The 24,196-nt window shown below is 57.4% G+C and carries 20 protein-coding genes; 13 read left to right on the plus strand and 7 right to left on the minus strand.

The features are described from left to right. Positions 1-345: 345 nt before the first annotated feature. The 3 genes from IGS60_RS17575 to IGS60_RS17585 all read left to right on the plus strand — a co-directional run bounded on the left by IGS60_RS17575 (position 346) and on the right by IGS60_RS17585 (position 1,499). Positions 346-558: a helix-turn-helix domain-containing protein gene (locus tag IGS60_RS17575; protein ID WP_230505678.1), complete on the plus strand. Its 213-nt coding sequence runs from the start codon at positions 346-348 to the stop codon at positions 556-558. A 60-nt stretch (positions 559-618) separates the two neighbouring features. Beyond that, entirely contained in the window at positions 619-831 is a 213-nt protein-coding gene (locus IGS60_RS17580; protein WP_151096133.1) for a hypothetical protein, read from the plus strand. A 266-nt stretch (positions 832-1,097) separates the two neighbouring features. Then, positions 1,098-1,499: a hypothetical protein gene (locus IGS60_RS17585; RefSeq protein ID WP_230505679.1), complete on the plus strand. Its 402-nt coding sequence runs from the start codon at positions 1,098-1,100 to the stop codon at positions 1,497-1,499. Positions 1,500-1,680: 181 nt separating this feature from the next. On the opposite strand, the gene IGS60_RS17590 is transcribed toward IGS60_RS17585, so the two are convergent. The 5 genes from IGS60_RS17590 to IGS60_RS17605 form a co-directional block, all read right to left on the minus strand. After that, the gene (locus IGS60_RS17590) at positions 1,681-2,226 is read right to left on the minus strand and encodes an RNA 2'-phosphotransferase (RefSeq protein ID WP_230505680.1); all 546 of its coding nucleotides are present in this window, start codon (positions 2,224-2,226) and stop codon (positions 1,681-1,683) included. 198 nt (positions 2,227-2,424) lie between these two features. Then, positions 2,425-3,075, minus strand: coding sequence for an HAD domain-containing protein (locus IGS60_RS17595; protein ID WP_230505681.1), 651 nt, complete (start codon positions 3,073-3,075; stop codon positions 2,425-2,427). Positions 3,076-3,187: 112 nt separating this feature from the next. Continuing rightward, positions 3,188-3,712: an HAD domain-containing protein gene (locus IGS60_RS28505; protein WP_368858618.1), complete on the minus strand. Its 525-nt coding sequence runs from the start codon at positions 3,710-3,712 to the stop codon at positions 3,188-3,190. A gap of 96 nt (positions 3,713-3,808) precedes the next feature. Beyond that, on the minus strand, positions 3,809-4,957 hold the full coding sequence (locus IGS60_RS17600; protein ID WP_230505682.1) for a hypothetical protein: 1,149 nt from the start codon (positions 4,955-4,957) through the stop codon (positions 3,809-3,811). Positions 4,958-5,875: 918 nt separating this feature from the next. Then, complete coding sequence (locus tag IGS60_RS17605) at positions 5,876-6,403, minus strand: hypothetical protein (protein WP_230505683.1); 528 nt, start codon at positions 6,401-6,403, stop codon at positions 5,876-5,878. Positions 6,404-6,774: 371 nt separating this feature from the next. On the opposite strand from IGS60_RS17605, the gene IGS60_RS17610 reads away from it, so the two are divergent. The 6 genes from IGS60_RS17610 (at position 6,775) to IGS60_RS17635 (ending at position 17,163) form a co-directional block, all read left to right on the plus strand. Further along, positions 6,775-7,002 (plus strand): helix-turn-helix domain-containing protein, encoded by a 228-nt coding sequence (locus tag IGS60_RS17610; protein WP_268994121.1) that lies wholly within the window; start codon positions 6,775-6,777, stop codon positions 7,000-7,002. 795 nt (positions 7,003-7,797) lie between these two features. Then, positions 7,798-8,919: an HNH endonuclease gene (locus IGS60_RS28510; protein ID WP_230505684.1), complete on the plus strand. Its 1,122-nt coding sequence runs from the start codon at positions 7,798-7,800 to the stop codon at positions 8,917-8,919. 90 nt (positions 8,920-9,009) lie between these two features. Continuing rightward, positions 9,010-13,212, plus strand: coding sequence for an ATP-binding protein (locus IGS60_RS17620; RefSeq protein ID WP_230505685.1), 4,203 nt, complete (start codon positions 9,010-9,012; stop codon positions 13,210-13,212). Between the two features lie 848 nt (positions 13,213-14,060). Continuing rightward, on the plus strand, positions 14,061-15,548 hold the full coding sequence (locus tag IGS60_RS17625; RefSeq protein WP_230505686.1) for a DNA polymerase Y family protein: 1,488 nt from the start codon (positions 14,061-14,063) through the stop codon (positions 15,546-15,548). 81 nt (positions 15,549-15,629) lie between these two features. Then, the gene (locus IGS60_RS17630; protein WP_121670228.1) at positions 15,630-16,334 is read left to right on the plus strand and encodes a glutathione S-transferase N-terminal domain-containing protein; all 705 of its coding nucleotides are present in this window, start codon (positions 15,630-15,632) and stop codon (positions 16,332-16,334) included. A 70-nt stretch (positions 16,335-16,404) separates the two neighbouring features. Further along, entirely contained in the window at positions 16,405-17,163 is a 759-nt protein-coding gene (locus IGS60_RS17635) for a S9 family peptidase (protein ID WP_230505687.1), read from the plus strand. A 198-nt stretch (positions 17,164-17,361) separates the two neighbouring features. Here IGS60_RS17635 and IGS60_RS17640 read toward each other — a convergent pair whose 3' ends face one another. Both IGS60_RS17640 and IGS60_RS17645 read right to left on the minus strand, forming a co-directional pair. Next, positions 17,362-17,712 carry a hypothetical protein gene (locus tag IGS60_RS17640; RefSeq protein WP_230505688.1) on the minus strand — a complete coding sequence of 117 codons (351 nt, stop codon included), beginning with the start codon at positions 17,710-17,712 and terminating at the stop codon, positions 17,362-17,364. Between the two features lie 70 nt (positions 17,713-17,782). After that, positions 17,783-19,666, minus strand: coding sequence for a M61 family metallopeptidase (locus IGS60_RS17645; RefSeq protein ID WP_230505689.1), 1,884 nt, complete (start codon positions 19,664-19,666; stop codon positions 17,783-17,785). Positions 19,667-19,874: 208 nt separating this feature from the next. Here IGS60_RS17645 and IGS60_RS17650 point away from each other — a divergent pair, with 208 nt between their 5' ends. The 4 genes from IGS60_RS17650 to IGS60_RS17665 all read left to right on the plus strand — a co-directional run bounded on the left by IGS60_RS17650 (position 19,875) and on the right by IGS60_RS17665 (position 24,177). Continuing rightward, on the plus strand, positions 19,875-20,345 hold the full coding sequence (locus tag IGS60_RS17650; protein ID WP_141170381.1) for an Hsp20 family protein: 471 nt from the start codon (positions 19,875-19,877) through the stop codon (positions 20,343-20,345). A 247-nt stretch (positions 20,346-20,592) separates the two neighbouring features. Then, positions 20,593-22,110 (plus strand): Do family serine endopeptidase, encoded by a 1,518-nt coding sequence (locus IGS60_RS17655; RefSeq protein WP_070291803.1) that lies wholly within the window; start codon positions 20,593-20,595, stop codon positions 22,108-22,110. A 73-nt stretch (positions 22,111-22,183) separates the two neighbouring features. Then, positions 22,184-22,843 (plus strand): response regulator transcription factor, encoded by a 660-nt coding sequence (locus IGS60_RS17660; RefSeq protein ID WP_070221454.1) that lies wholly within the window; start codon positions 22,184-22,186, stop codon positions 22,841-22,843. A gap of 2 nt (positions 22,844-22,845) precedes the next feature. Further along, on the plus strand, positions 22,846-24,177 hold the full coding sequence (locus tag IGS60_RS17665; protein WP_070221453.1) for an ATP-binding protein: 1,332 nt from the start codon (positions 22,846-22,848) through the stop codon (positions 24,175-24,177). Positions 24,178-24,196 lie beyond the last annotated feature (19 nt).

A 24,196-nucleotide genomic window follows, 5' to 3' on the forward strand; every position in this document is an offset into this window, starting at 1 on the left:
CCGTTTCAATCAGCTTGGCAAAGCATCAATCGGTCGTGATGATTATCGTAACAACAATACCCGAGGTCACCTCCGGTGACGAGGCAGCTGCGACTTTGGTGCCATCGTGGTCACCATCGCTAGTCTTTCCTCCAATCGCTCTTCCGCGTCCGGTACCGTTGACGCGCAGGCGAAGAGCAACTCGTCGTCAAGATGGTGCCATGTAACAGTCCTCGCCAAACCTACCTCCGCATATAAAACCATCCACTATACGTGCCGTCACTCAATGACGCATACCGGCATCTGTCGGCGCCCAGCTCAATCTTTTGGCGCCTCGGGTGCTTCACATAATTTTTTGAAGAACATATGAGAAATTCAATTTTGGATTTGGCCGACTTGGCCGACTTGCTCGGCCGTAGCCCGGAAACGATTAAAAAAGACATCCGCCGCAACCGTCTGGCCGTTCCTCCTCGCCTGCATATCCCCGGAACGCGGCTCCTGCGATGGCGCCGGGTCGACGTTGATGCCTGGCTCGCAAGCCACGTCGAGTCTCGCGCAAACGCGACAAGCGGCGGATAGCAACTAGAAGATTCAAGTCCCAATTCGAGCACTCATTACTTCACCATGGAAATCATAAACATGAACCCTACCGCCTCCCGCGCCCCAGTTGATTTTAAGGTCACAAACGACAATGCTCTTTCCCTTCTCGCCGGTTTCAGTCGCGCCGCTCGTGCTGCCGGTTGGACCGACGAACAGATAAAGGAAACAACCGAGCGAGCAATGTTGAGGGAGTACCGGCTTTTACAGGTCACGCTCGCCGCATACACTGCGGAGTATCTCACCGAGGGCTAAGGCAGCATACCCAGCTTGGTTGCCTTGGTTCGTTCCAGAAGTGCATTATCAGTTCAATGAGCCCTCATGGTCGCCTGCCTTTTAATTGCGATTCTCCGTCACATCTGCGCGTGCCAGGGCCTACTGAAGCGTATAGCCGCCTTGATTTTCCATTTTTCGGACGGGAAAAAATATTTTCAACGAATATAACAAGATTCGGTCCCTTGTGCCTATACCAAAGGTAGGTGCTTCCTGCGCCCCGAAAATAATTCCCAAAGGACAAAATTATGCTGTCAACCTCCGACGTTTCGAACCTTGTTAAGCTCGAGACTGAATACAATGCGGCCGTCGAAAGCCGCAGCGATGCAAGAGAAGCGGCAAACTCAGCCGACTTCCGGTTTCGCGCAACATTAGAGGTCTGTGAGCACGCAATTAATTTGCAGCACGCACTGGAGAAGAATCGGTTTCATGAAGGTGAAGAGGCATATACCCCTGTTTACCGTATGCTCGTGGAAATGCAGCGAAAGGCCCAAGCTTTATACCGGCACGCTGACGCCGCGTATAAAGACGCCCATAAAGCTGTAAAGAAGAGTTTTTACGCGCTCCAAGAAGCACGAGAATCCGCGACTATCGATGCGCCGCAAGCTCAGTCAGGCACCGATGAAATTATGTTGAAAGATATTTCATAATTTGATGAGGGGCGGGCTACCAGCGTGCCCCTCATATTTTTTAGCAACCGTCGCCACTCCCCTTGATGTATCCCTCTGCATGAGACGAGGAAAAGTCATGGGTTTAGTGGCGTGAAACTGAAGGTCGTCGGTGTGCAGGAGCGTCACAGCAGGACTGAGGCATTCAACGTCGCCCGTGCATTCATTTATCGGGAAACCGAATGTACTTAGGAGGGACGTTCGGAATCAACCACACGCCGTTCTCAGCACATCTGAATTGAAAGCCGTCGTGGAGCAATGGGTATGTCTCGACAGTGAGTACAATAGCGGTACCCCGTCGCGCACCCACCTCCGCTGCAGTTTGTTTCGTCGCAGACAGATGTACGTCTCGCCGCGTCCCTGGCAGCAGACCCTGCCGGCGAATCGATGCGATAAACTTTTGCACCGTACCGTGAAATAGCACCGGAGGCGGGGTTTTCACCGGAAGCTTCAGGTCAACATCGACAGAGTGCCCTTGTGCCGCGCGGATACGCGTCCGGTCCTCACTAAACGAAAATCGCTGCTTATCGTTTTCGACCACTATTTGCATCAGCTCGTCATGAGTGAGCGCGACGCCAGCACCCGCTGATTTCAAGAGCAACTCAGCTATGTCAACCCATCCACGTTTATCGATTTCAAGGCCGATTGCGTCCGGCCGGTGCCGAAGCCAGCGTGATAGCAACTTGCTCTTCTGTTCCAAAGTTGTCATTTTATTTCTCGCTTTCAATTCATAAACGCGTCCTGCATTTTTCGGAATTCACTTGGAGCTGCTGCTGTTGCCGCCCGACGAACAGTCGTCCGTGCAGCGGTTGGCATAGGCTTAGCCGACCATACACAACGAGCTACGGCACAAGGGCGTGATGCTCGAACTGCTGTGGTAGGAATACAGGGCCGCGCTACCGGACGGCTAGATAACATCGTCACGCCGCGCTCGAGCCTGTCGGAGTATTTCCTCGACTCTCGCATCCTCCTCAAGTGCGCGAAGGACCTCCGCCTCTGTGACGTTGGGCAGAGCAAAAATACGGGCTACCGTCGAAGTAGACCTCGGGACGTTTGTTACCGCATCAAGGGGAACTCCGGCGCACAGGGCCTCGAGCTTTATCGCCAGCTTTGCGGTGACACCAAGTTCAACGAGCGCCAGGTATGGGTTGGTTGGCGCAACCAGCTGATGCAGGCGCTCTTCCGGCCACCCGACCTGGTCGTCGTCGAGCGCTAACCAACGTGTGAGGCCCCGTTCCTCCGCGTCGAAAGCTATGGTGCCAAACCGAGTTGGCGCTGGAAACGTCGCGGCACCAATGACGCGCTCTTGAAGCGCGGGCAATAACTGCTTTAACGCGCTTTTATACCCGAACGCGCGTACCCAAGATGTCGCCAACACAATCCGTAAATCAGGGTATGGGTACAAAAGGAGCTCGAGCAGCGAAACGTACCGAAAAAGAGGTTCATCGGTTGACCTGCCACGTACATACACCCTCGGGTGCAGAGGTTCTTCAGGCGTAACGCGGACATCTGCTGGATGCAAAATGCCGTCAAAATCGAGATAGAGTACAGAGTTCATGACCGCCAAAGATGTGGGCATTGATGACACAGTAAGGATGCTCTGGCGTCCAGGGTGCACGCAGATGTAGGGGGATTTGCACTCAAAAGCTGGCATAAATCTCTATCGGTTACTACGTCCGTTGTGCTAGGAGAATTGCTCTGGCGCGCTCCAATTGGATTCCCGTAAACCCAACCCATTCATCGCAGAACACGGTGTGCGGCTCCAGGACCGAGTCGACCAGAGTGCGGCCGCTCGATAAATCGTCAAGGATGACGTACGCGAACGGTCTCGGGGAGCCGTTTGCCCTCAACCAAGCCACGATATCTGTAACACGAAATGAGCCCACCTCGGTTGCGCTACGCCAGCGTGAATGTAACGACGCAGCAACGAAACCTAGTCCCCCTCGAATGAGTGCTTCTTGAATTTCGTCGCGTGACATATAGGTCGCCCATGATGAACTGATTACGTAAATGGGTTCGAACTCGTGGTGCAGCCGCGCTAGGTTAGCCCTTAGTTCTTGATGAAATACGTTTGCCCAAAGTTCTGTGGCCAGATGCGGTTTGCCGGACCGGAGCGCTGCCAGAGCCACTCCTGACGTGTAGTCAGGGTGGATAGCAATGACATCGTCAAAATCGAGAAAAACCAGCGGCTTCACAGCTCTCCTTTGATTTGGTCTTTAATGCGCGTCGGCTACAAAGCCGCTTCCAAATATCCTTGCGCTTGGATTGCAGCCGCACCCCGCCTGAATCTGTTACTTCATTCCAGTGCTATTGTTAGTTGCGACGCGGGCCTTGATGTCAGCGATGCGCTGCGCTGCCGCGCTGCAATCGGCTGCGGGCATTTTTCCTTGAGCATCAACCTGGTAGTACGGATAGCGGCTAGTGAAATACAGCGATGCATTGCTGCGGCACGCAGTATCCATGACGACGTCCATAACCAGGTAGCGACTCACATACTCATTAAGGCGAGGAGCAACGCTAGTGCCCGCAGGCCCCGCTACTTTTTGTGCATCAGGCGTTTTCGCATCCCTTAATGCCTTTAGGGTCATTGTCGCGCTAGGGTTAAACGTGCCATTCGCCCAGGTCCCGACACTGATGGGCATGCCCGAGCCATCGACATTGGCCAACGCGTAGCTGCTTTGAGCTGAGGCGCCGACAGCCTTGACCACTGCTTGGGCGGGCAGGTCCAGCAGCACGCCGAGGTACTCCAGCCCATTCAACAGTTCTTGGCCTTGCAATGATTGGGCACCGTAATATGTCGTGTCGCTCTTGACGGCGCCTTTCAACACATTCAGGTATACCGACTTGTCCTGCAGGAAAACGACATTTGCAACATCTAGTTCTAGCAGGCGCTGCATACCCTCGACAAATGCGTTGGCCAATGTCGCGCCGCTCCGTGCACTCGATGTCATCGCGTTAGCCGCGATATCGGTTAGCGGACTAATTTTGAAGTTGTTGTACTCAGTTGTCACGAACGGCGTTATCAGCTCCAGCGAACCACCGGGCTGAATAGTGTTGTCTGCAGCGCGGGCTATTTTTCCGCCAACCGCGACAAGACGCACCGGACCCAACGGTGCGGCAGTTGCTGTGATGACGAACTGGCCGTTGATGTCCGCAGTGGCCGGGGCACCCAAGGCGGCACCGGAGCTGCCATCCGCCTGCACGCTATAGGCGGTCACGGAGGCGCCTAGGTATGCCGTCCCGCGAATAGTCTGGGTGGCGACGCCCGGCGCAGCGGTGCCGGTCAAAATATTGGTTATGGTCGTAGGCGTCGCCGTTACTGGCGGCGTCACCGTTGCCGGTGGCGTGGACGGGCCCGCATTGCTATTGGAACTTCCACCGCCGCATCCGCCAATAATAAGCATAGCTGCTGTTGCTGAAATTTTTTGTAGAGTTTTCATTTTTCTCAAGGATGGACAAGCGTAGGCCCTCGCGGGCAGATATAAGACTTTTTTACCTGGGGTCATCGGTGAAGACTTGTTTCGATTAGTGTGGCTGCCGCGTACCTTTGGCTAGCATCCTTCCGGTTTCCAGTCCCATTTACCACTGACGGAGTCGTGGCAATACTGGGCTTGGAACCGCTGCGTGCAGCCATTTTCAAACGTACGTACGCAGTCGCCGTTACTGCACTGGTAGGTAGACCGAACTGTTCGCCCAGGTGGCGGACCGCACTGCGGCTTCGGCTCCCGTTTCGCCTCATTGCGCTGGCTATATCCAGCCTCGTCCCACCAACTAATGATGTCCGTGGTCTGACAATTCCCCATTTTTTGTTGCTCGCATTGGCGAAATGCCCGGTCCACGGCATCTTGTTGCGTATCGAGGCCTGTGCTGAGATTACAGCCGGCCGCGCCGCATACTATCGCTCCGCCCCCGAACCCCTTTTGCCTATGCATTACGGCGCACGTTGCGGCCTTTTTAGTGAGGCCGAGTTGTTTTGCTGCTGTTCTACATCCTTTTACAGCGGCCAAGTCAGCTGCTTTTTGAGTTTGGTAACCCCACGCCGCGTAAAGCGTACCGTGTGGTGTCCCGTCGACCTGCGCAATGGCGGTGTAAGCATGACTGACCGGCGGCATGAGGGTAGCAATTAGTAGCAGCAGAAGACGCCAGACTCTTCTAGTAAAGTCATGATGATTGACCATCCTTCTACTCCTTGATTGTCTGCATTTCACAGTCAATAGCATTTGAGGTGCCGCGAGTGCCCGACTATGGCGTCGGTATTAACTCGTCTGGTATTGCCTAGACATGTTGGCCACGTATCTGTTCCTTAATTCGACATCAGCAAGAGTAAGTAGGGGATGTCAAGTTGCACCGCAGATGTTTCATTCATGCTGTTTTCCATGTTCCGCTAACCCTTGAAGTCCTCGTCGAAATATTTTGACTTCTTGCAGAACACGTTCAGTTCCTCCAGCGCCGATGACATCAAGGGGAGTCTGGTTGCCGAGCGTCGCCACAGCAGTGGTGAAGAATCGATACTTCTGGATTCCATTGCATGTTCGTAGCGCCTTGGAGATAACTTCAAGAGCGTTAAGGTCGAATTTTGCATCGGCAAAAAAAGCGGGAACATATGTCTTTTCCCAGACGAGCTCGACTCGGCTCGGCATTTTGAAAATTTTTCGGTCTTTCAGTTTTTGCGCAAACATATCCCTGCTCAGTCCCGTCCGGTGCAAAAACTCATCTATGAAAATGATGCTTCCGTCATCAATGAGACTCCCCCCAGCCTTGGCGATTGCGAGGTCGAGGCCCCATTGTGCTATGCGTCTCCTGGTTGCCGCGTCTTGGAATTTCCCCGGCAGCCGTAGCAATTCTTGGGCGTATTCTAGAAATTTCTTTTCGTCCTGTTGTGGCAATCCTTGAATCGCACATTTATATGCGCTTATAACGTCACGTTCACTGGGAACTGACCTAACCTCCTCGGGAGTTTCCAAGAAAACAGAGAGTGCAGATTTAAACAAGCCATATGACGAAAGGAACTGAGGGGACGGCATAGCGTTTTCGGCTTAAAAATAGAGTGTTAGGCAACAACTGTTTTTGTATTCTGTTGCTATACAAAACCAATATTAGTTGTTGATGTTTAGGTGCATTGATGTTGCATCCAGGTAAGCTGGCAAATTTGCAAGAATAATAGCCTCAAAGGCTGTAGATGTAAAGAGTGTAGCCTCAAAGGCTGTGGATTCATGGGCTGTAGACACAAAAGCATCTCTAGGCCACGCTGTTTGCTATGTTTAAACCAACTTCCGAAGCAGAATTACGTGCCATGGTTGCCAAAAATCTCCGAGCCCTTCGAGCGCTCAGGACTATGTCGCAAGAGGACCTTGCAGCTGTGGCAGGCGTTCATCGCACATTCGTCAGCCAAGTCGAGCGCGAGCTAAAAAACGTTTCAATTGATAGCCTGCGCAAACTCGCTAACGCGTTGAGTGTTGATGTACATGTGCTTTTACAGCCGTAGCCGGTAGTTGATTTTAGGTTTTAGACCTGAAGTGGCTTACTATCAAGGTGTGTCGTAATATTCGTAGCGCAGATTCTCATGGACTCTAAAAAAGAGAGTCTGATTCCTTATCGCAGTAGGATTAGCGAACATTGCTGGAGCATTAAGTAGTTGCGATGAAATGCAAAAACGGTGGAAAGAGTTCTCGGTCAAATCCGAGATGTCGTTTGCGAACCGAAAGCTCCCGCTTGTGAAAACCCTTAAAATTGCGTTCGTTGATGCCAATGGTGGGTTGGAGAAGCTTGCGCTGTAGTTACGCTGCGATTGGAATTTGTCGTACCCAACGCTTTTAACCCTCATCCATACGGTCCAAGAGGAGCTACTACATATTCCACGTAAACTGGAAGTCGGTACTCGTTCAAGCCAAACTGGACACCTTTGTCGTAATGGTGAGGGGCAGAAGTGAGGTTTTACTTAGTACAGAGTAAACTTATCAAATTGGCCTGCTTTTTCTGCAGCGAATCGTCTCTCAAGTTAAGCTGGTGGACGTTGTAAACCAGGCGGTCGACGATTGCGTCGGCGAGGGGACTGCACCGAGGCAAAAGTACGTCCAACACACCGTTGCCGCAGACTTTCCGAACACCATATGAAAGCAAGAATATGAGAATTCAGTTTGCTTCTGTGCACGAACGGAACAGTTGGCGTAAGCATTCGCAGCACGAGACACTAGAGGCGGCCCAGACCGGCCCAGACGGCGCTGAAAACTTGCTATTCAATCGGAATCGAGCCCCGGCTATGCGGCAGAAATACGGGCCCGTGCATTCCGTATTCGTGTGGGAAGAAGGTAGTGAGCACGGAGTCGCATTTCGCCTCAAGCCGGGTAATCGCTTTTTTATTGAAAGGGCGTCTGTGCCGGTCGGGGAGTTGGAGCGGTTTAAACGCCGAGCAGGTCCGTCACTCGAGCAGATTGAACGGTGGTTTTCCTTAAAAATGCTCGCCGCTGACATTACGGATATCGGGCATGAGTTCGACTTTGAGTCCCCATCAAATGGTTTACGGAATCATCCATCTGAAAAAGAAATGCGCTCATATCGCATCAATACTACTCCGTCATGGGCGGTCGTGCTGGACGCCATTCGAACGTTAGGTCGACCCGTTTCATCAAACGAGGTCGGTGACCATATTGTTGCAAGAATTCCGGACTTCGAAAGAGGGAATCTTGGTCTAGATTTGTCTGTGCTTTCCGTGAATTGTTTTTCACGCGGTAATCACGCAGTCAATAGGACAGCCCGTCGAACAGACACGGGTAACACATATGACAAGCTAATCCGGTTAGGGGAGGGGGACGGAGTTCGCTTCGCATTGTATGACCCTGACATTCATGGAGTTTGGGAATTGGTTGACGTGGGCGAACGAAACCTCCGCCCTAGATTCCTCTATGACGCAGATTTCGTGGAACTCGAGCAATCCAGGCAGGCAGCGGTTTCCGAGGGAAAGTTTGACCTTTCTGAGGACAACCGGAGGCGAACCATGGCAGCAATCGTACTGCGGGAAGGCCAGCCAGCATTTCGCCAAGCACTGCTCGCAGCATATGGTAAGACATGCTCACTTTCTGGCTGCACGGTTGAAGCTCTGCTCGAAGCAGCGCACATCGTACCTTACCGCGGCGCGCAAACTAATCTCGTAGGCAACGGATTACTGTTGCGAGCTGACCTTCATAAAATGTTTGACCTACACCTTTTCCGCATCGACCCTTTAACGCGGAAGGTACATTTAAGCAATGTGTTAAAGACTTCTGAATATGCGCACTTCGACGGCACAATACTGCGAGAGCCGTTCGACAGGAGCGACAGGCCTTTGGCTGAAGCTTTGCGACATCACGAGGAGCGATGCGCTTGGATGAACGCATCTGCTCTTGGCGCTACGCTCATTGAATAACGGAGCTCTGTCGTTTAAGTCTTGTGAAACGTCCGCGATATTGGCCTAGCGGGAATGAGTTGTAACTAGGGGGACATTGAGAGATTGCGGATGAAAAGTAAAAGCGAAACTAACAAGCCTAATATCAGATTTGCTGAAATCCGGGCGCTGGAGGGAAGGCAGGACAAAGGCTTTGAAGAACTTTGTGTACAGCTTATGCATGAGCTGAGTGGCAAAAGCCTTTCACAGATTGACCGCGTGGAAGGCCGCGGAGGTGACGGCGGCGTCGAGGCAATTGCAACGACGGAGTCAGACGAGAAAATTGGAATTCAAACAAAGTTCTTCTCCAAGCTAGGCGTATCGCAATGGACCCAGATTGATGACTCGGTGACTACGGCCGTCGAAAAACATCCAGAGCTAGCGAGGTATCTTGTTTGTGTACCGTTGGACCGTACGCCAGCGCAGCTCGTCAAATGGAGACAGCTACAAACACGCTGGGCGTTGTTAAAGCCGGACATGGCGGTTGAGTGGGTGGGATTTTCAGAGCTGGTAGGCCACTTGGTCAAACCTAGCGTCAGCTACCTGCTGACTTACTGGTTCGATTGTCCAGACTTTTCAGTTGATTGGGTCTCAAAGCAAACCGAGGTAGCCATAAGTCAGCTTCACGACCGGTACACGCCGAAACTGCACCAAAAGACATCTGCAGAAGTTGAGCTCTGGCTGCGAACAGCGTCGAACGTCGCCGTTTCTAATCACCGCAAGATTTGCTCACAGCTAGTTATAGCTTGGAGAAGTACCGTTAAAGAATTTTTGGAAGAGGCCCGCGTCCTTGGAATAGTGGAACCACTGGAACGGCTCGAGGAGGTCCATCAAAGAATGCTTGCGTGCTTGCAGGGTGGAGACTTACTGAAGCAGAAGCTCGATTTGCCCGACGCGTTGTCCAATTTACAGAGACAGGCGGAAAGTGCGCTAGACGCGTTGTTCCCTGATAGCTCTCGTTCTGACCATCAGGCAGACCGCGAAAAGCGCCGTATGTTCTACCGTAAGTCCGAACTTCAGACTGCGTTGGAAATGGCAGAAAAAGTGGAGCGGGCAATCAGTCACTATCTGGAAGCTCAGCAACAGGCAATCTGGATATTGAAAGGCGAAGCTGGGAGTGGGAAAAGTCATTTGCTAGCTAGCCTGGCTCGTTCAATTTTGTCTGAAGCGCGGCCCTGCTTACTCCTGATAGGGGAGCGCTTTGCGTCTAACACTGTGCTAGCTTCTCAAATTCCTTCTCTCGTAGATTGGCAATGGACGACGCGTGACCTGCTAGCTTGCCTGGCTACCCAAGCCTCAGTTGACGGACGCTGCGCTGTTTTGATGATTGATGCAATTAACGAATCTCCGCCGCGCGGATTATGGCGACGTGAACTACAACAGCTGGTGACGCTTTTGGGCGAATTCCCGCAAGTGAAGCTCATTGTCTCGTGCCGCTCGGACTGCATGGATTCGTCTATTTCGCGGGGAATTTTAACTACCTCGAACTCGATAATTCATCGTGGATTTGACCTCGAGTTTAACGTGGCTGTGCAAGCCTATTTCGATGGCTATAATGTGGTCACCCAGCAGTTTCCTAATATGAGTTCGGAGTTTCAAAATCCACTGTTTCTAAAGACACTGTGCGAGGCTTTTCAAGGTAAAGTCTTACCGATGGGGCCGCTATCATTCGTTCAAGTGTTAGCGGAATGGGAAAATCGAATCGCCGAAGACATCGAACGGAAGATTGATTGCCCGCGAAATGCCACTAAGCGAGCGGTTACTGAAATCATTTCTTCACTTGCCATGACCGGGGCACAGCGTGCCTCCGCTGAACTGGTCGAGTCAATTTGCCAGCGCCACTTTCCGTCCCCATTGGCGTCGAGTTCACTGTATCGGCACCTAAATTCGGAGGGCTTGTTGCAGGAAATTGAGACACCTAGCGGGCTGCAAGTTCGGCTGCAGTACGAGCGATTTAGCGATGTACGTATAGCCCAGGTAAGCTTGCAAGAAGTGAAGTCTAAACATCAATGGTTGGAGTTTTGGAAGTCAAGTATATTGCCAAAGCTCATTGAGGAAAATAGTCTGGATTGGTCGGCATCACCACAACTCTTCGCATACGCCCTTTTGCTGCCTGACGTGGCGGATGCCGAACTGGTTGTAAGTCCTATTTCGTTCGCTATCCGCGACGAATGGGCGCGCGCTCGCGCCAAGGACGCTATCTGGGCTGCATGGCTAGATGCGCTGGCATGGCGAATCGTCGCTCCAACCGATACGAAAATTGTCCGCTTTTTTTTACAGTGGGCCGATGGTCAGCGAAATATCCGCACTGTGCTGGGACGATTACTTGAATTTTCATGCGTGCCGGCACACCCGCTGAACGCCGATTTCTTACACAGTCTCTTAATCGCATGGGACCTCCCACGCCGAGAAAAGACGTGGACCATTCCCTTGGCGCATGAGAGTCCGACCGACCAATCAGGAGAGAGCATTGTCGCTCCTTTCCTTCGATGGGGCGACGCGTCTGCCGGAAAGGCATCAAAAGAACAGGTGCGTCTCGCAGCGGTCGTGTTGTTATGGCTGACAAGTTCACCCAACCGAGAATTGCGAAAACTTGCAACCGATACTGCCATCCGCATTTTGGTCGCTGGTGGCTCCGGTGACGTTTGCATCCATCTGCTCAAAGGATTTTGGGATGTAAATGACCCTTACGTCAAAGAGCGGCTGCTTGCGGTTATTGCCGGAGTCGTCCCATATTTGGATGCGCCCGAATCGACTCAGATAGCGAAGTTTGTTTTCGAAAAATTTTGGCAATGCGATGAAGTGGAGCCACACATCCTACAACGAGATTATGCCGCGTTCATTGTTCGGCATGCATGCGCGACCGGTGGCTTGAGCAACGACCATCTGAAAATGATAGATAGAGGAATTGTTAAGGAGAAGCCTGTTGTGTGGCCCGAGGCCAAAGTGCAACAGTACGAAGCTGATGTTGGGTACGGCACTATCGCTCGCTCGCTTACGCCGGAGGAAATGGGTCATTATGGTGACTTTGGCCGATATGAAATGGGTTCGGCTGTCCACCAGTTTGTAGACAGCGGCAGGGCAGAAGGGAAAACACATGGCATAGGTCTCGGGCAAAGTGAGCACGACGCTAGATTTGCGCGATGTTATATCTGGCAACGGATTATTGAGTTCGGATGGACACCGGCACTGTACTCTGATTTTGAAAACGGATTAGGATATTTGGGGCGGGGCAATGGGGACAAAAAAGTCGAACGTATCTCAAAAAAATATCAATGGATTGGCTTGTATGAGTATCTGGGCCTTCTGTCTGACTCTTTACTATTTAGGCATTGGAACGACGAGAACCGTCCGCTTCGCGGCGCTTGGGAATTGTCTGTAAAGGACTACGACCCTGATGGGGCTTTGGGGATATGGGATGACTCTAAAGATGACGCTGGTATCGCTGACGCTTGGTGGCATTTCGGGAATCCAATAATTGCGAACGATACTGTCGAGGAGAAGGCCACCTGGGTCGAATCTTCATTTCTGCCGTTTGAGCCCTACCTTTCGATGCAACATGAGAACCAAAGATGGATTGTTTTGCATACTCACCTTAACTTTGAAGAAGAGCTTGGGTTCGGACGTGAGCGATTCAAGTCGGCGCGGATGTCACAGTGGATTGACGTTCGTGCGTTCCTAATTCCAAAGTCAAAGTTACGAGTACAGTTGAAAATTCTTAGAGGTAGAGATTTTTACGGGGAAGGTGTTGACGTCCCAGGCGTACGTCAATGTGGGATTTCCGAGTATCCGTGGCATCCTGCCTTCGCAGAGGTTGACGAAAGCTGTCGCAACAACGAAACCTGGACGAGGGGGACCAAGCAACGGTTTTTCTTGCCCGTTTGCGAGATTTCCGACGATGCGAAAACTGTGCCGTTGCCAGCACCAACCTTGTATCAAGAAATAGGTAACGTCCTGGGTGAATCCCTGTCGGCACCACTGTTGAAGTCCCTAGGTGAAATAGAAATTAGCGCTAATAGTGGAAGTGGACGAATTATTTTCAAGGGCTCAACACACAAGGGCGCTACCTTCATGGTCGATGAGGAGTCGATAATTCAATTTTTGAAGGCGAAGGACTATGCATTGGTTTGGGGCGTGCTTTCCGAAAAGTCTGCGTGGGATGGCCATACTCATGCTGGCGGACTGGCGCGACAAAGTGCGGTCTACGTGCTCGGAGAGGATGGAAATATCTTGGGAGACCACACCGTGTTTAAGGCTACCAAAGAAAGAGAGTAAGTGAGAAAGCAGCTCGCATTCACGGGACTGAGCTGAAATTTCATTTCGGGTCTCGAGGGGGGGCTACCGGCAGGACCGCATTCACTGTTATTAGCGAACTAGCATTCGGCGGTGGGATTTTCGGATTCGAGAGTTTCCGACATTTCGATTACTCGTTTTAAATTCAGCTCAAGGTTGTTTGAAGTTCAGATTCGGCGCTGCTAAGGTAGCGGAAAAAAGTCCCTCGTTTTCCGCGTGTAAACTGTTGCCGCCCATGAAAAATTGTCGTCGCCATACAGGTCCAACCTACTTGGAGACGGGCGTGCCAACAAACCATCTTGATGTTGATGAACTCGCAGAGATACTTAGATTGATGGTCTCGACCGTGCGGAAAAATTCAGGGTGCGAACATGGCAGCGGCCGCCACGTGCCTACGGCTTTGAGGCGCGTCTGAGGTGGTGCCGCGGTGAAGTGGAGAGTTAGATGTAGGAGCTGATGGGCGTTAGGAAGGGCTAAGATTGAATTGGGCGGGGCATCCAATGACATTTAGCGATTTTCCGCAAGGCAAAGATTGCAAGTATCTACAAGCGAGGCGCAGTGCAATATGCCGGTCTATCGAAATCATGGCAAGTGCGCCGTTGCCGGCCGCAAAATTTTATCACTGTGTCGCCTAGGGGAATTCCTATTGCTGAAGGGGAGTGGGGAATTAATTTGATGGTCCGGCTATTCAGTGACGTTTTAGTCTTCCCAAGTGACGTTTTAATTTTCCCAGTGTCGTTTTAATTTTTCCAGTGATGTTTTAATTTTCCCTCCACAGCGCGACGCGCCGTTGTTCCTGCCCCTGCAACCTCCTTCATTATTGCTGCGCCATGCGACTCTGGATCGGCCTGTGCCTGCCCCGGCTCCCGCTCGAAGTATTTTGCCCGCGCTGGTCGGCTGACCACCTCGGCGTGGTGCTGGAGCAGGAGCAAGTGATGGCCCTGTCGCCGCTGGCCTTGGCGGCCGGCATCCGGCCCGGCATGCGCCGGGCGGGCGCGCTGATGCTGGCACCGCAGGCGCGTTTGCACGAGCGCTCGCCCGAGCTGGAAGCGCAGGCCCTGCAGGCGGTGGCGCTGGCGCTGCTGCAATATTCGCCGCTGGTGGCGCAGGGCGAGGAAGCGACCCTGCTCGTCGACGCGGGCGCCAGCCTGCGCCTGTTCGGCGGCGTGCGCGCCCTGTGCCGGCACATCGCGGCCAGCTTGCGCGCGCTCGGTTACACGGCCCAGCTGTCGTGCGCCCCCACGGCACGCGGTGCCTGGCTGCTGGCGCGCGCCGGTACGCGCCGGGGCCGGACCTTGAGCATGGCCAGCCTGGTGCGCCGCCTCGATGGCTTGCCGTGCGCTTTGCTGCCGCCCGCGCGCCCCTGGCTCGACTGGTTCGAGGGCATCGGCTGCCGCACCTTGGGGCAGTTGCGCCACTTGCCCCGGCCCGGCTTGCAGCGCCGCTGCGGCGGGGCCTTGCTGGACATGCTCGACGACGCGCATGGCCACAGCACGGAACTGTTCGTCTGGCTCGAAGCGCCGCCCACGTTCCGCGCCAGCCTGGAACTGTTCGACCGCGTGGAGCACGCCGACGCGCTGCTGTTCGGCGCGCGCCGCCTGCTGCAGCAAATGACGGGCTGGCTGTGCGCGCGGCAATTTGCCGTCGAGCGCATACAGCTGCTGCTGGCGCACGAGCGGGGCAGGGTGGCGCGCCCGCCCACCGTCATCGACCTGGCGCTGGGCGAAGCCGTCTGGCGCGACGAGCACTTGGTGCGTTTGCTCAAGGAACGCCTGGCGCAGCTGGCGCTGGAGGCGCCCGTGATCGGCCTGAGCCTGGAAGCGCTGCAGGTGCAAGCGATGGCGCCGCCCAGCGAGACCCTGTTCCCCGAGCCGGGCGGCACGCCGCAGGAGCGCCAGCGCCTGCTGGAATTGCTGGTGGCGCGCCTGGGTACAGACAATGTCTTGCAGGCCGCACCGCGCGCCGATTACCGCCCCGAGGCGGCCAACCAGTGGCTGCCGCTGCCGGCCAGGGGCAGTGGCAAGAACGCGCCACCCGACTTGCCGCCCGGCTTGTCCGGCATGCCCCGTCCCGGCTGGCTGCTGGCCCAGCCCATTGCCCTGTTGATGCGCGAGCACCGGCCCTTCTATGGCTCGCCCTTGAAAATGGTGTCCGTTGCCGAGCGCATCGAAGCGGGCTGGTGGGGCCAGTCGCAGGCGCGCGATTATTTCATTGCGGAAGGCCTCGACCACGCCCACTACTGGGTCTACCGCGAACGCATCGCCGGCAGCGGAGAAGACGCCGCGCCGCGCTGGTTTTTGCATGGCTTGTTTGGATGAAAGGGCTGTCCTGCTGAAACGGCCATGCTTGGCTATACTTGCTTTCTTGCGTCGCGTCTTTAATTGAAATGAAGGATATCCATGACACCGCTTTCCGACTTCCCCATCACCCAAAAATGGCCTGCCCGGCATCCCGAGCGCCTGCAGCTGTACTCGCTGCCCACGCCGAACGGCATCAAGGTCTCGATCCTGCTGGAAGAGCTGGGCCTGGCGTACGAGCCGCACCTGGTCAGCTTCGAGCAAAACGACCAGCTGTCGCCCGCCTTCCTGTCCCTCAATCCGAACAACAAGATTCCCGCCATCCTCGACCCGGACGGTCCCGACGGCAAGCCGCTGGCCCTGTTCGAGTCGGGCGCCATCCTGCTGTACCTGGCGGAAAAGACGGGCAAGTTCCTGCCGCAGGACGCGGGCCTGCGCTATGAAACCATCCAATGGCTGATGTTCCAGATGGGCGGTATCGGCCCCATGTTCGGCCAGGTGGGCTTCTTCCACAAATTCGCCGGCAAGGAATACGAAGACAAGCGTCCGCTCGAACGCTACCTGGGCGAAGCGAAGCGTTTGCTGGGCGTGCTCGAGCAGCGCCTGCAGGGCCGCGACTGGATCATGGGCAGTCAGTACACGATTGCCGATATCGCCATCTTCCCGTGGGTGCGCTGCCTGGTGGGTTTCTATGGCGCGGGCGACCTGGTCGGTTTTGATAATTTCCCGAACGTGCGGCGTGCGCTGGATGCGTTCCTGGCCAGGCCAGCCGTTGCCAGGGGCGTGGATATTCCCAAGCGTGGTTAAAACAGGCGGCGGCCGGGCGGCGCTACAATGCGCCATCGGCCGCCCTGCGCGGCAGCTTTGATCTGAGACAATGAAATCCACCCGGCAAGATTTTCCCGGCGCGCACGGCCATGTGCTGGCGGCGCGCCTCGACGCGCCCGACGGCGCCATCCGCGCGTACGCGCTGTTCGCCCACTGTTTTACCTGCGGCAAGGACGTGCTGGCCGCGCGGCGCATCGCGCAAGGCTTGACGGAACACGGCATCGCCGTGCTGCGCTTCGACTTCACGGGACTGGGCGCCAGCGAAGGCGAGTTTGCCGCCACGAATTTCTCGTCGAACGTGGACGACCTGGTCGCGGCCGCCGATTTCCTGCGGGCAAAACATGCTGCGCCGCAATTGCTGATCGGCCACAGCCTGGGCGGCGCCGCCGTGCTGGCCGCTGCCGCGCACGTGCCGGAAGCGACGGCCATTGCCACCCTGGCCGCGCCGAGCACGCCCGCCTACGTGACGCGCATGTTCAGCGAGCATCTGGAGCGAATCGCCGCCGAAGGCGAAGCGCTGGTGCAGCTGGAAGGGAGGCCTTTCCGCATCCGCCAGCAATTCGTCGACGACGCTGGCAGCCACAGTTTAAAGGAGCACATCGCCGGCCTGCGCCGCGCCCTGCTGGTGATGCACGCGCCGAACGACACGACGGTAAGCCTGTCGAACGCGATGGATATCTTTACGGCAGCCAAGCACCCGAAAAGCTTCGTCTCGCTCGACGATGCCGACCACTTATTGACGGGGCGCGATGATGCGGCCTATGTCGCCAATGTCATCGCCGCGTGGAGCGCGCGTTATATCAACTAAGCTGAACTAAGCGGTCGCCCATGAAAAACGCCGCGTCAGCAGAGGCTGGCGCGGCGCAGATACTATTGGTACTTTACAACACCTGACAAAATCGTAGCGAGCGGCAGTGATTTGTGGCCGAGAAGCGCAGCCGTGCTAAAGCACGGTGAGCATCGCCGGCCGCAAAGCGCGACGCGCAGTAGATTTGGTCAGGTGTTCTCAGTCTTCGTCAAATTCGGCGGATAGATCCTTCCAGCCCTTGCTGACGGCAAAGGCGGAAAATTCCTCGGGCGCTTCCAGGACGATCAGTTTCTTGTCTTGCAAGCCCAGGTCGCCATGGCCGAAGTCGGGGCCCACGTAGCCAAGGCTGCGCAAGCGGGCCAGGATGTGGCCGACCAGGGTCTTGTCCTTGTACGCGCCCGTTTCGAGCGGGGCGGCGAAGTCGACGTAGACGTCGATGATGCCGTAGCCTTCGTCGAAGATGCGGATGGCCTTGATGTCATGGGCACGGCCGGAGCCGTCGGTGGCCTTGAAGGGGCCGCTGAGCTGGATGTCGGTGTCATTGTTCATGCCGCCAGCATACACCAAAAGCCGGCCCGGCATGGAGGGCGCGGTGCAAAATCGCCGGGCAATCTCCGCCTCAGCGCGCCTGCAGGATGGCCGACAGGCGGTCGCGCGTGCCGGCGATGCGTTCCAGTTGCGGGTAGCGCAAGCCGCCGTGGTAGTCGAGCGCTACCGTCTGGAATTGCTTGCCCTTTTTGACCAGCAAGTTGATCGGCTGCGGGCTCGTCTTGGCCGCCTGGATGGCCGCTTTCAGCAGCTTGGGCGTGTAAGCTGTGCCATTCACGGCGAGCAAGGTCGTATTGCCGGACAAACCTGCCTGGAAGGCGGGGCCGTCCCACAGCAGCTTGCCCAGCTTGCCATCCTTGTCGATCGTCAAACCCAGCGAATAGCTCAGGTCCGTGCTCTCGCTGCGCTCTTCATTCGCTTTCAGGAACGGCGTCGGCGTGTCGCGGTAGACGAGTTTCCAGCCGGCGCGGGCCAGGCCATCGAGCGGTGCGCCGGGGCCGTGGCTCTCCAGGCGCGTGCGAAAAAAGGCGGCCCAGTCGTGCGGCTGTACGGCGTTCAGGGCCGCCACCACATCCTCGAAGGTGTAGGGCAGGGGCGTGGTGCTGCCATCCTGCATGCCAAAGAAACTGCGGGCGAAGTCGTCCAGCGAGCGGCGCTCGTGGGACAGTGCGCGGATGGTGGTGTCGACGTCGAGCCAGATCAGCGCGCCTTCCATATAGTAATCCTCGTCGCGCTGCCAGCTGCTCCAGGCTATGGGGCGCCGGCCATTGATGATGGGATCGTTCGTCGTATCCTGCATGGTGCGCCAGCTGCGCCCGGGCATCACGTCGTAATGGGCTGCCGTGGCGGCGAACAGGTCGCGCATGTTGGCTGGCGCCACCAGGCCGGAACGGGCCGCCAGCACATTGCCCCAATATTGCGTCTGGCCTTCGTAGACCCACAGCAGGCTGTTTTGCAGCGGCGTGTTGAAATCCGGCGTGTCCTGACCGGCGGGACGGCGGAACTTGCCGTTCCACGAGTGCACCAGCTCGTGCGGCAGCAGCACGCGGCCCGCCTCGTTCTTGTCCCACTCGCTGAAATAGCCGGGCTTGACGCCGTTTTCGCTCGACTGCAGGTGTTCGCGGCCGATGCCGCCGAACTCGTCGCTCAAGGCCAGCAGGAAATCATAGTGGCGGTAGTGGCGCGCGCCGAACAATTTGTAGGCTTGCTGCAGCATGGCCCGGTGTTGCTCGACTTGCTGCGGCGACGCTTCCAGGCTGTCGGCGCTGTCGGCCATCACGTTCAGCAGCACGGGCACCTTGGCGCCCGGGTCGAGGTCGATGCGCTCGACATGGCGGCCGGCAAAGACGGGCGAGTCGACCAGGGTGTCGAGGTCCAGCGGCTCGAAATCGACTTGCTGGCTGGCCGGCGTGGCCGCCCGCGCGCGCACTTCCAGGGCGCTGGCAAATTCCCAGCCGGCCGGCAGGGTCAACGATGGCTGCACGAGGATGTCGCGCGCGGCGCGCCCGGCCGGATACAGGGTCATCGCATGCCATTGCACGCCCAGCATGGCGCTTGTCATGGTGATGCGGCCCTGGCTCGTGTCGACGGGCGAAAGGAGCTGGTATTGCGCTTCCACGGCCGTGGCGCCGGCCGGCACGTCGAGGTGAAAAGCGAACATATTGACGGGGTCGCGCCGCCACTCCAGGGGCTGGCCATTGGCGGACAGGCGCAGGCCGGCCAGCTGGTTCAGCGGGCCGCTGGGGCCGTGGTTGCCCGGCACCCATTGCGGATACAGCAAGGTCAGCTTGCCGGGCGCGGCGGGAATGCTTGCGCGGATGCTGAACAGTTGCTGCGCCACGTTGCTGGCGTCCACATGCAGCACGATGGGGGGAGCAGTGGGCGAGGCGGCCTGGGCCGCAGTGGAAACGAGAAGCGAGAAGGACAGGGACAGGACGGCACGGGAATAGGGCATGGAGCGGGGCATGGGACGGGGCGGCGGGGAGGACAAAGGCCGAGTCTAGCATTCTGTAAAAATTTCTTACAAATTTGAGGCCGTCTGGGGCGTTTTACGCCAATTTCAAGGCCTTGAAAGGGAGTGGAGAGGCCGTATATCGGTAACAGGCGGATGCTCATGGTGAGGTCCGCCCCTCTTATCGCTTCATTTGAAAAGGATATTTATCATGCGTACTTTTGACCTTGCTCCTCTGTATCGTTCCGCCATCGGCTTTGACCGCCTGGCACAGCTGCTCAACGAACAGCGCGCCGATGCGCAACCGAGCTATCCGCCTTACAACATCGAACTGGTGTCGGAAGATAAATACCGTATCGTGATGGCATTGGCCGGCTTCTCGCGCGAAGAGATCGACATCATCACCGAACGCGACTCGCTGCACGTCACGGGCCGCAAGCAGAAAGATGGCGTCGAGCGCACGTTCTTGCACCGCGGCATCGCTGCCCGCGATTTCGAACAGCGTTTCCAGCTGGCCAACCACGTGAAGGTCACGGGCGCCACGTTTGAAAACGGCATGCTGACCATCGACCTCGTGCGCGAAGTGCCGGAAGCGCTGAAACCGCGCAAGATCGAGATCGGTACCGGTACCGGCACCGGCAGCGATACCGTCAGTGTGCTGGAACAGCGCCAGGCAGCCTGATCTGATCGCGGCGCCCCTAGGGCGCCCGGGCTAGCTTCTCTCATGCAGTAAAATACTGGCCGGTTGATCCGGCCAGTGTCACGTCCGGAGCCCGTTCGGGCTTCCATTGATTGTCATGCGGCACGCAAGATTAAACCCTGCTTAAAGGCGCAAATGCCTGTTTCCAAATGGAAAAATGTTAAGCACCGCCTAAGACTCGTGGCCCAATATTGCATACATCAAAATCTCATTGAATGAGGAGCAATTCATGGAACAGCAAACGAATACCGCATCCCTGAAAATCAAACGCACCGTAGCCGCGCTGGCCGCGATCGGTGTGCTGGGCGCCGGCGGCGCCATGGTGGTGCATCAGAACAATGCCGGCGCGAATGCCGCCGCCGCTGGCGCCCCCGCCGCCCCCGTGGCTGCCGCCGTGGCGCCTGCAGCCAGCGCGCCGCTGGTGGCCTTGCCCGATTTTAGCCAGATCGCCGCGCGCAACAGCCCGGCCGTCGTCAATATCAGCGTCACGGGCAGCACCAAGGTGGCCTACGACCCATCGGCCCAGGCCGGCAACGACGACTTCGGCAACGACCCCTTCTTCGAATTCTTCCGCCGCTTCCAGGGCCCGCAAGGCGGACAGCGGGGCGGGCGCGACGTGCCCACGCACGGCCTCGGTTCGGGCTTCATCGTCAGCCCCGACGGCGTCATCATGACCAACGCCCACGTGGTGCGCGATGCGCGCGAAGTGACCGTCAAGCTCAACGACCGCCGCGAATTCCGCGCCAAGGTGCTCGGTACCGATCCGAAGACCGATATCGCCGTGCTGAAGATCGATGCCAACAACCTGCCCGTCGTGCCGCTCGGCCATTCGAGCGACCTGAAAGTGGGAGAGTGGGTGCTGGCCATCGGTTCGCCATACGGTTTCGACAGCACGGTGACGGCCGGCGTCGTCAGCGCCAAGGGCCGTTCCCTGCCCGACGACAGCAATGTGCCGTTCATCCAGACGGACGTGGCGGTCAACCCCGGCAACTCGGGCGGTCCGCTGTTCAATACGCGCGGCGAAGTGGTCGGCATCAATTCGCAGATCTACAGCCAGACGGGCGGCTTCCAGGGCTTGTCGTTCGCCATCCCGATCGACCTGGCCGGCCGCATCAAGGACCAGATCGTCGCCACGGGCAAGGCCAGCCACGCCAAGCTGGGCGTCACGGTGCAGGAAGTCAACCAGGGCTTTGCCGACTCGTTCAAGCTGGCCACGCCGGAAGGCGCGCTGGTGGCCAACGTCGAACGGGGCAGCCCGGCCGACAAGGCGGGCCTGAAATCGGGCGACGTCGTGCGCAAGGTGAATGGCCAGCGCATCATCGGTTCGGCCGACTTGCCGGCGCTGGTGGGTACCTCCTTGCCAGGCGACAAGATCACCATGGATGTCTGGCGTGACGGCAAGATCGTCAGCCTGACGGCAACCCTGGGCAATGCAGCCGACAAGGTGGCCGACGTGGCGAAGAGCGACAGCGCCGCCGGCAAGGTAAAGCTGGGGCTGGCCCTGCGTCCGTTACAATCGGATGAAAAACGCGAGGCGGGCATCAGCGCCGGCCTGCTGGTGGAAGACGCGGGCGGCGCCGCTGCGAATGCCGGAGTGCAGCCGGGCGACGTGCTATTGTCGGTCAATGGCCGTCCCGTCAACACGGTCGAGCAGGTGCGCGATGTGGTGGAGAAATCCGCCAAGTCGGTGGCCTTGCTGATACAGCGCGGCCCCGATAAGATCTTCATTCCCGTGCGGCTGGGGTAAATACCGGGGTCAGACCCGCCGGGTCTGACCCCAGCCTTCCGCTATGGGGCAAATAAATAAAAAAGGAGCGGCCATGCGGCTATTGCTGGTAGAAGACGACACGATGATCGGCGAGGTGGTGCTCGACTTGCTGCGCGCCGAGCATTACGCGGTGGACTGGGTCAAGGATGGCGACATGGCCGATACGGCCCTGCAGACGCAGACCTATGACCTGGTGCTGCTGGACCTGGGCTTGCCCCGCAAGGACGGTCTCGACGTGCTGCGCTCGATGCGCTTGCGCAAGCTGGACACGCCGGTGCTGGTCGCCACGGCGCGCGATGCCGTCGAGCAGCGTATCGCCGGCCTCGACGCGGGCGCCGACGATTACGTATTAAAACCGTATGACCTTGACGAATTGCTGGCGCGCATACGCGCCTTGCTGCGGCGCGCCTCGGGACGGCCGGAACCGGTCTTCGAGCACCAGGGCGTCTCCATCAATCCGCTGACGCGCGAAGTGATCGCCGAGGGCCATCCCGTGAACCTGTCGGCGCGCGAATGGGCCGTGCTGGAAGCGTTGATCGCGCGCCCCGGCATCGTGCTGTCGCGCGCGCAGCTGGAAGAAAAACTGTACAGCTGGAAGGATGAAGTCAACAGCAATGCCGTGGAAGTGTATATCCATGGCTTGCGCAAGAAGCTCGGCAGCGACTTGATCCAGAACGTGCGCGGCCTCGGCTACATGGTGCCCAAGGCATGAGGATGAAGGTTACGGTGACGCACTCGCTGCGCGGCCGCCTGCTGTGGTTTTTGCTGGCGGCCATCATCATGGCGGCCCTGGCGCAGGCGTCGATCGCCTACCGCAGCGCCCTGTACGACGCCGACCAGATTTTTGATTACCACATGCAGCAGATGGCCCTGTCGCTGCGCTCCGGCGCGCCGCTGGCCAACCATGCGCAAGCCTTGCCGGCCGACCCTGTCAACAACGACATGGTGGTGCAGGTGTGGACGCCGGACGGCGTGCAGGTGTTCCGCTCGATCACGCGCGCGGAATTGCCGCAGCGCGCCGTGCTGGGCTTTTCCAACGTGAAAGCCAACGGCACGACTTACCGCATCTTTTCAGTGCAAACCAGTTCCCAGACCGTGCAGATCGCCCAGGACATGGCCGTGCGCAAGCGCATGGCCGGCAGCTTGGCGCTGCGCACGGTGGGGCCGATTGCCCTGATGGCGCCTATCTTGATGCTCGTCGTCTGGTGGGTCGTCAGCGGTTCGCTGGCGCCCGTCTCGCGCGTGCGCAAGCAGGTGGCGGCGCGCCAGGCGGACGATTTATCTCCCGTATCGGAAGCGGGCTTGCCCGACGAAGTGCGGCCCCTGGTGCATGAACTCAATCTTTTGTTCGGCCGTGTCAAGACGGCGTTCGACGCACAGCAGCATTTCGTCGCCGATGCCGCGCATGAATTGCGCACGCCGCTGGCGGCATTGAAACTGCAGGTATTGAGCCTGGAACGGGCCGAATCGGAAGAAAAGCGCAGCCTGGCGATCAGCCGCGTGAGCGCCGGCATCGAGCGGGCCACGCGCCTGGTCGAGCAGCTGCTGGTGCTGGCGCGCCAGGAAGCGAGCGCCGCCAGCGGCGACCAGCTGCAGGTCGTGGACTTGAACGACGTCGTCAAGCGCGCGCTGGGCGACATGGCCGGCATCGCGCAGGCACGCAAGATCGATCTGGGCCTGCACCACATGGATGCGGCCAAGGTGGCCGGACAGGCCGATGCGCTCAACATCATGCTGCGCAATCTGGTCGACAACGCCATCAAGTACACGCCGCAGGGCGGCACCGTCGACATCGACCTGCGCGCCAGCCCCGTCGGCGTGACGTTATCGGTGGAAGACAGCGGCCCCGGCATCCCGCCCGAAGAGCGCGAGCGCGTCTTCAGCCGCTTCTACCGCGTGCCCGGCACGGACGCCAACGGCAGCGGCCTGGGGCTGGCCATCATCAAGGCCATCGCCGAGCGCCATGGCGCGCGTCTGGTGCTCGATAAATCCGAGCGCCTGGGCGGCCTGTGCGTGCGCGTGGAATTCCCGCAAGCCGTGAAATGAGCGTTTTAATCGTCATCTT

Source organism: Janthinobacterium sp. FW305-128 (assembly GCF_020858135.1).
Classification (GTDB): Bacteria; Pseudomonadota; Gammaproteobacteria; order Burkholderiales; family Burkholderiaceae_D; genus Janthinobacterium.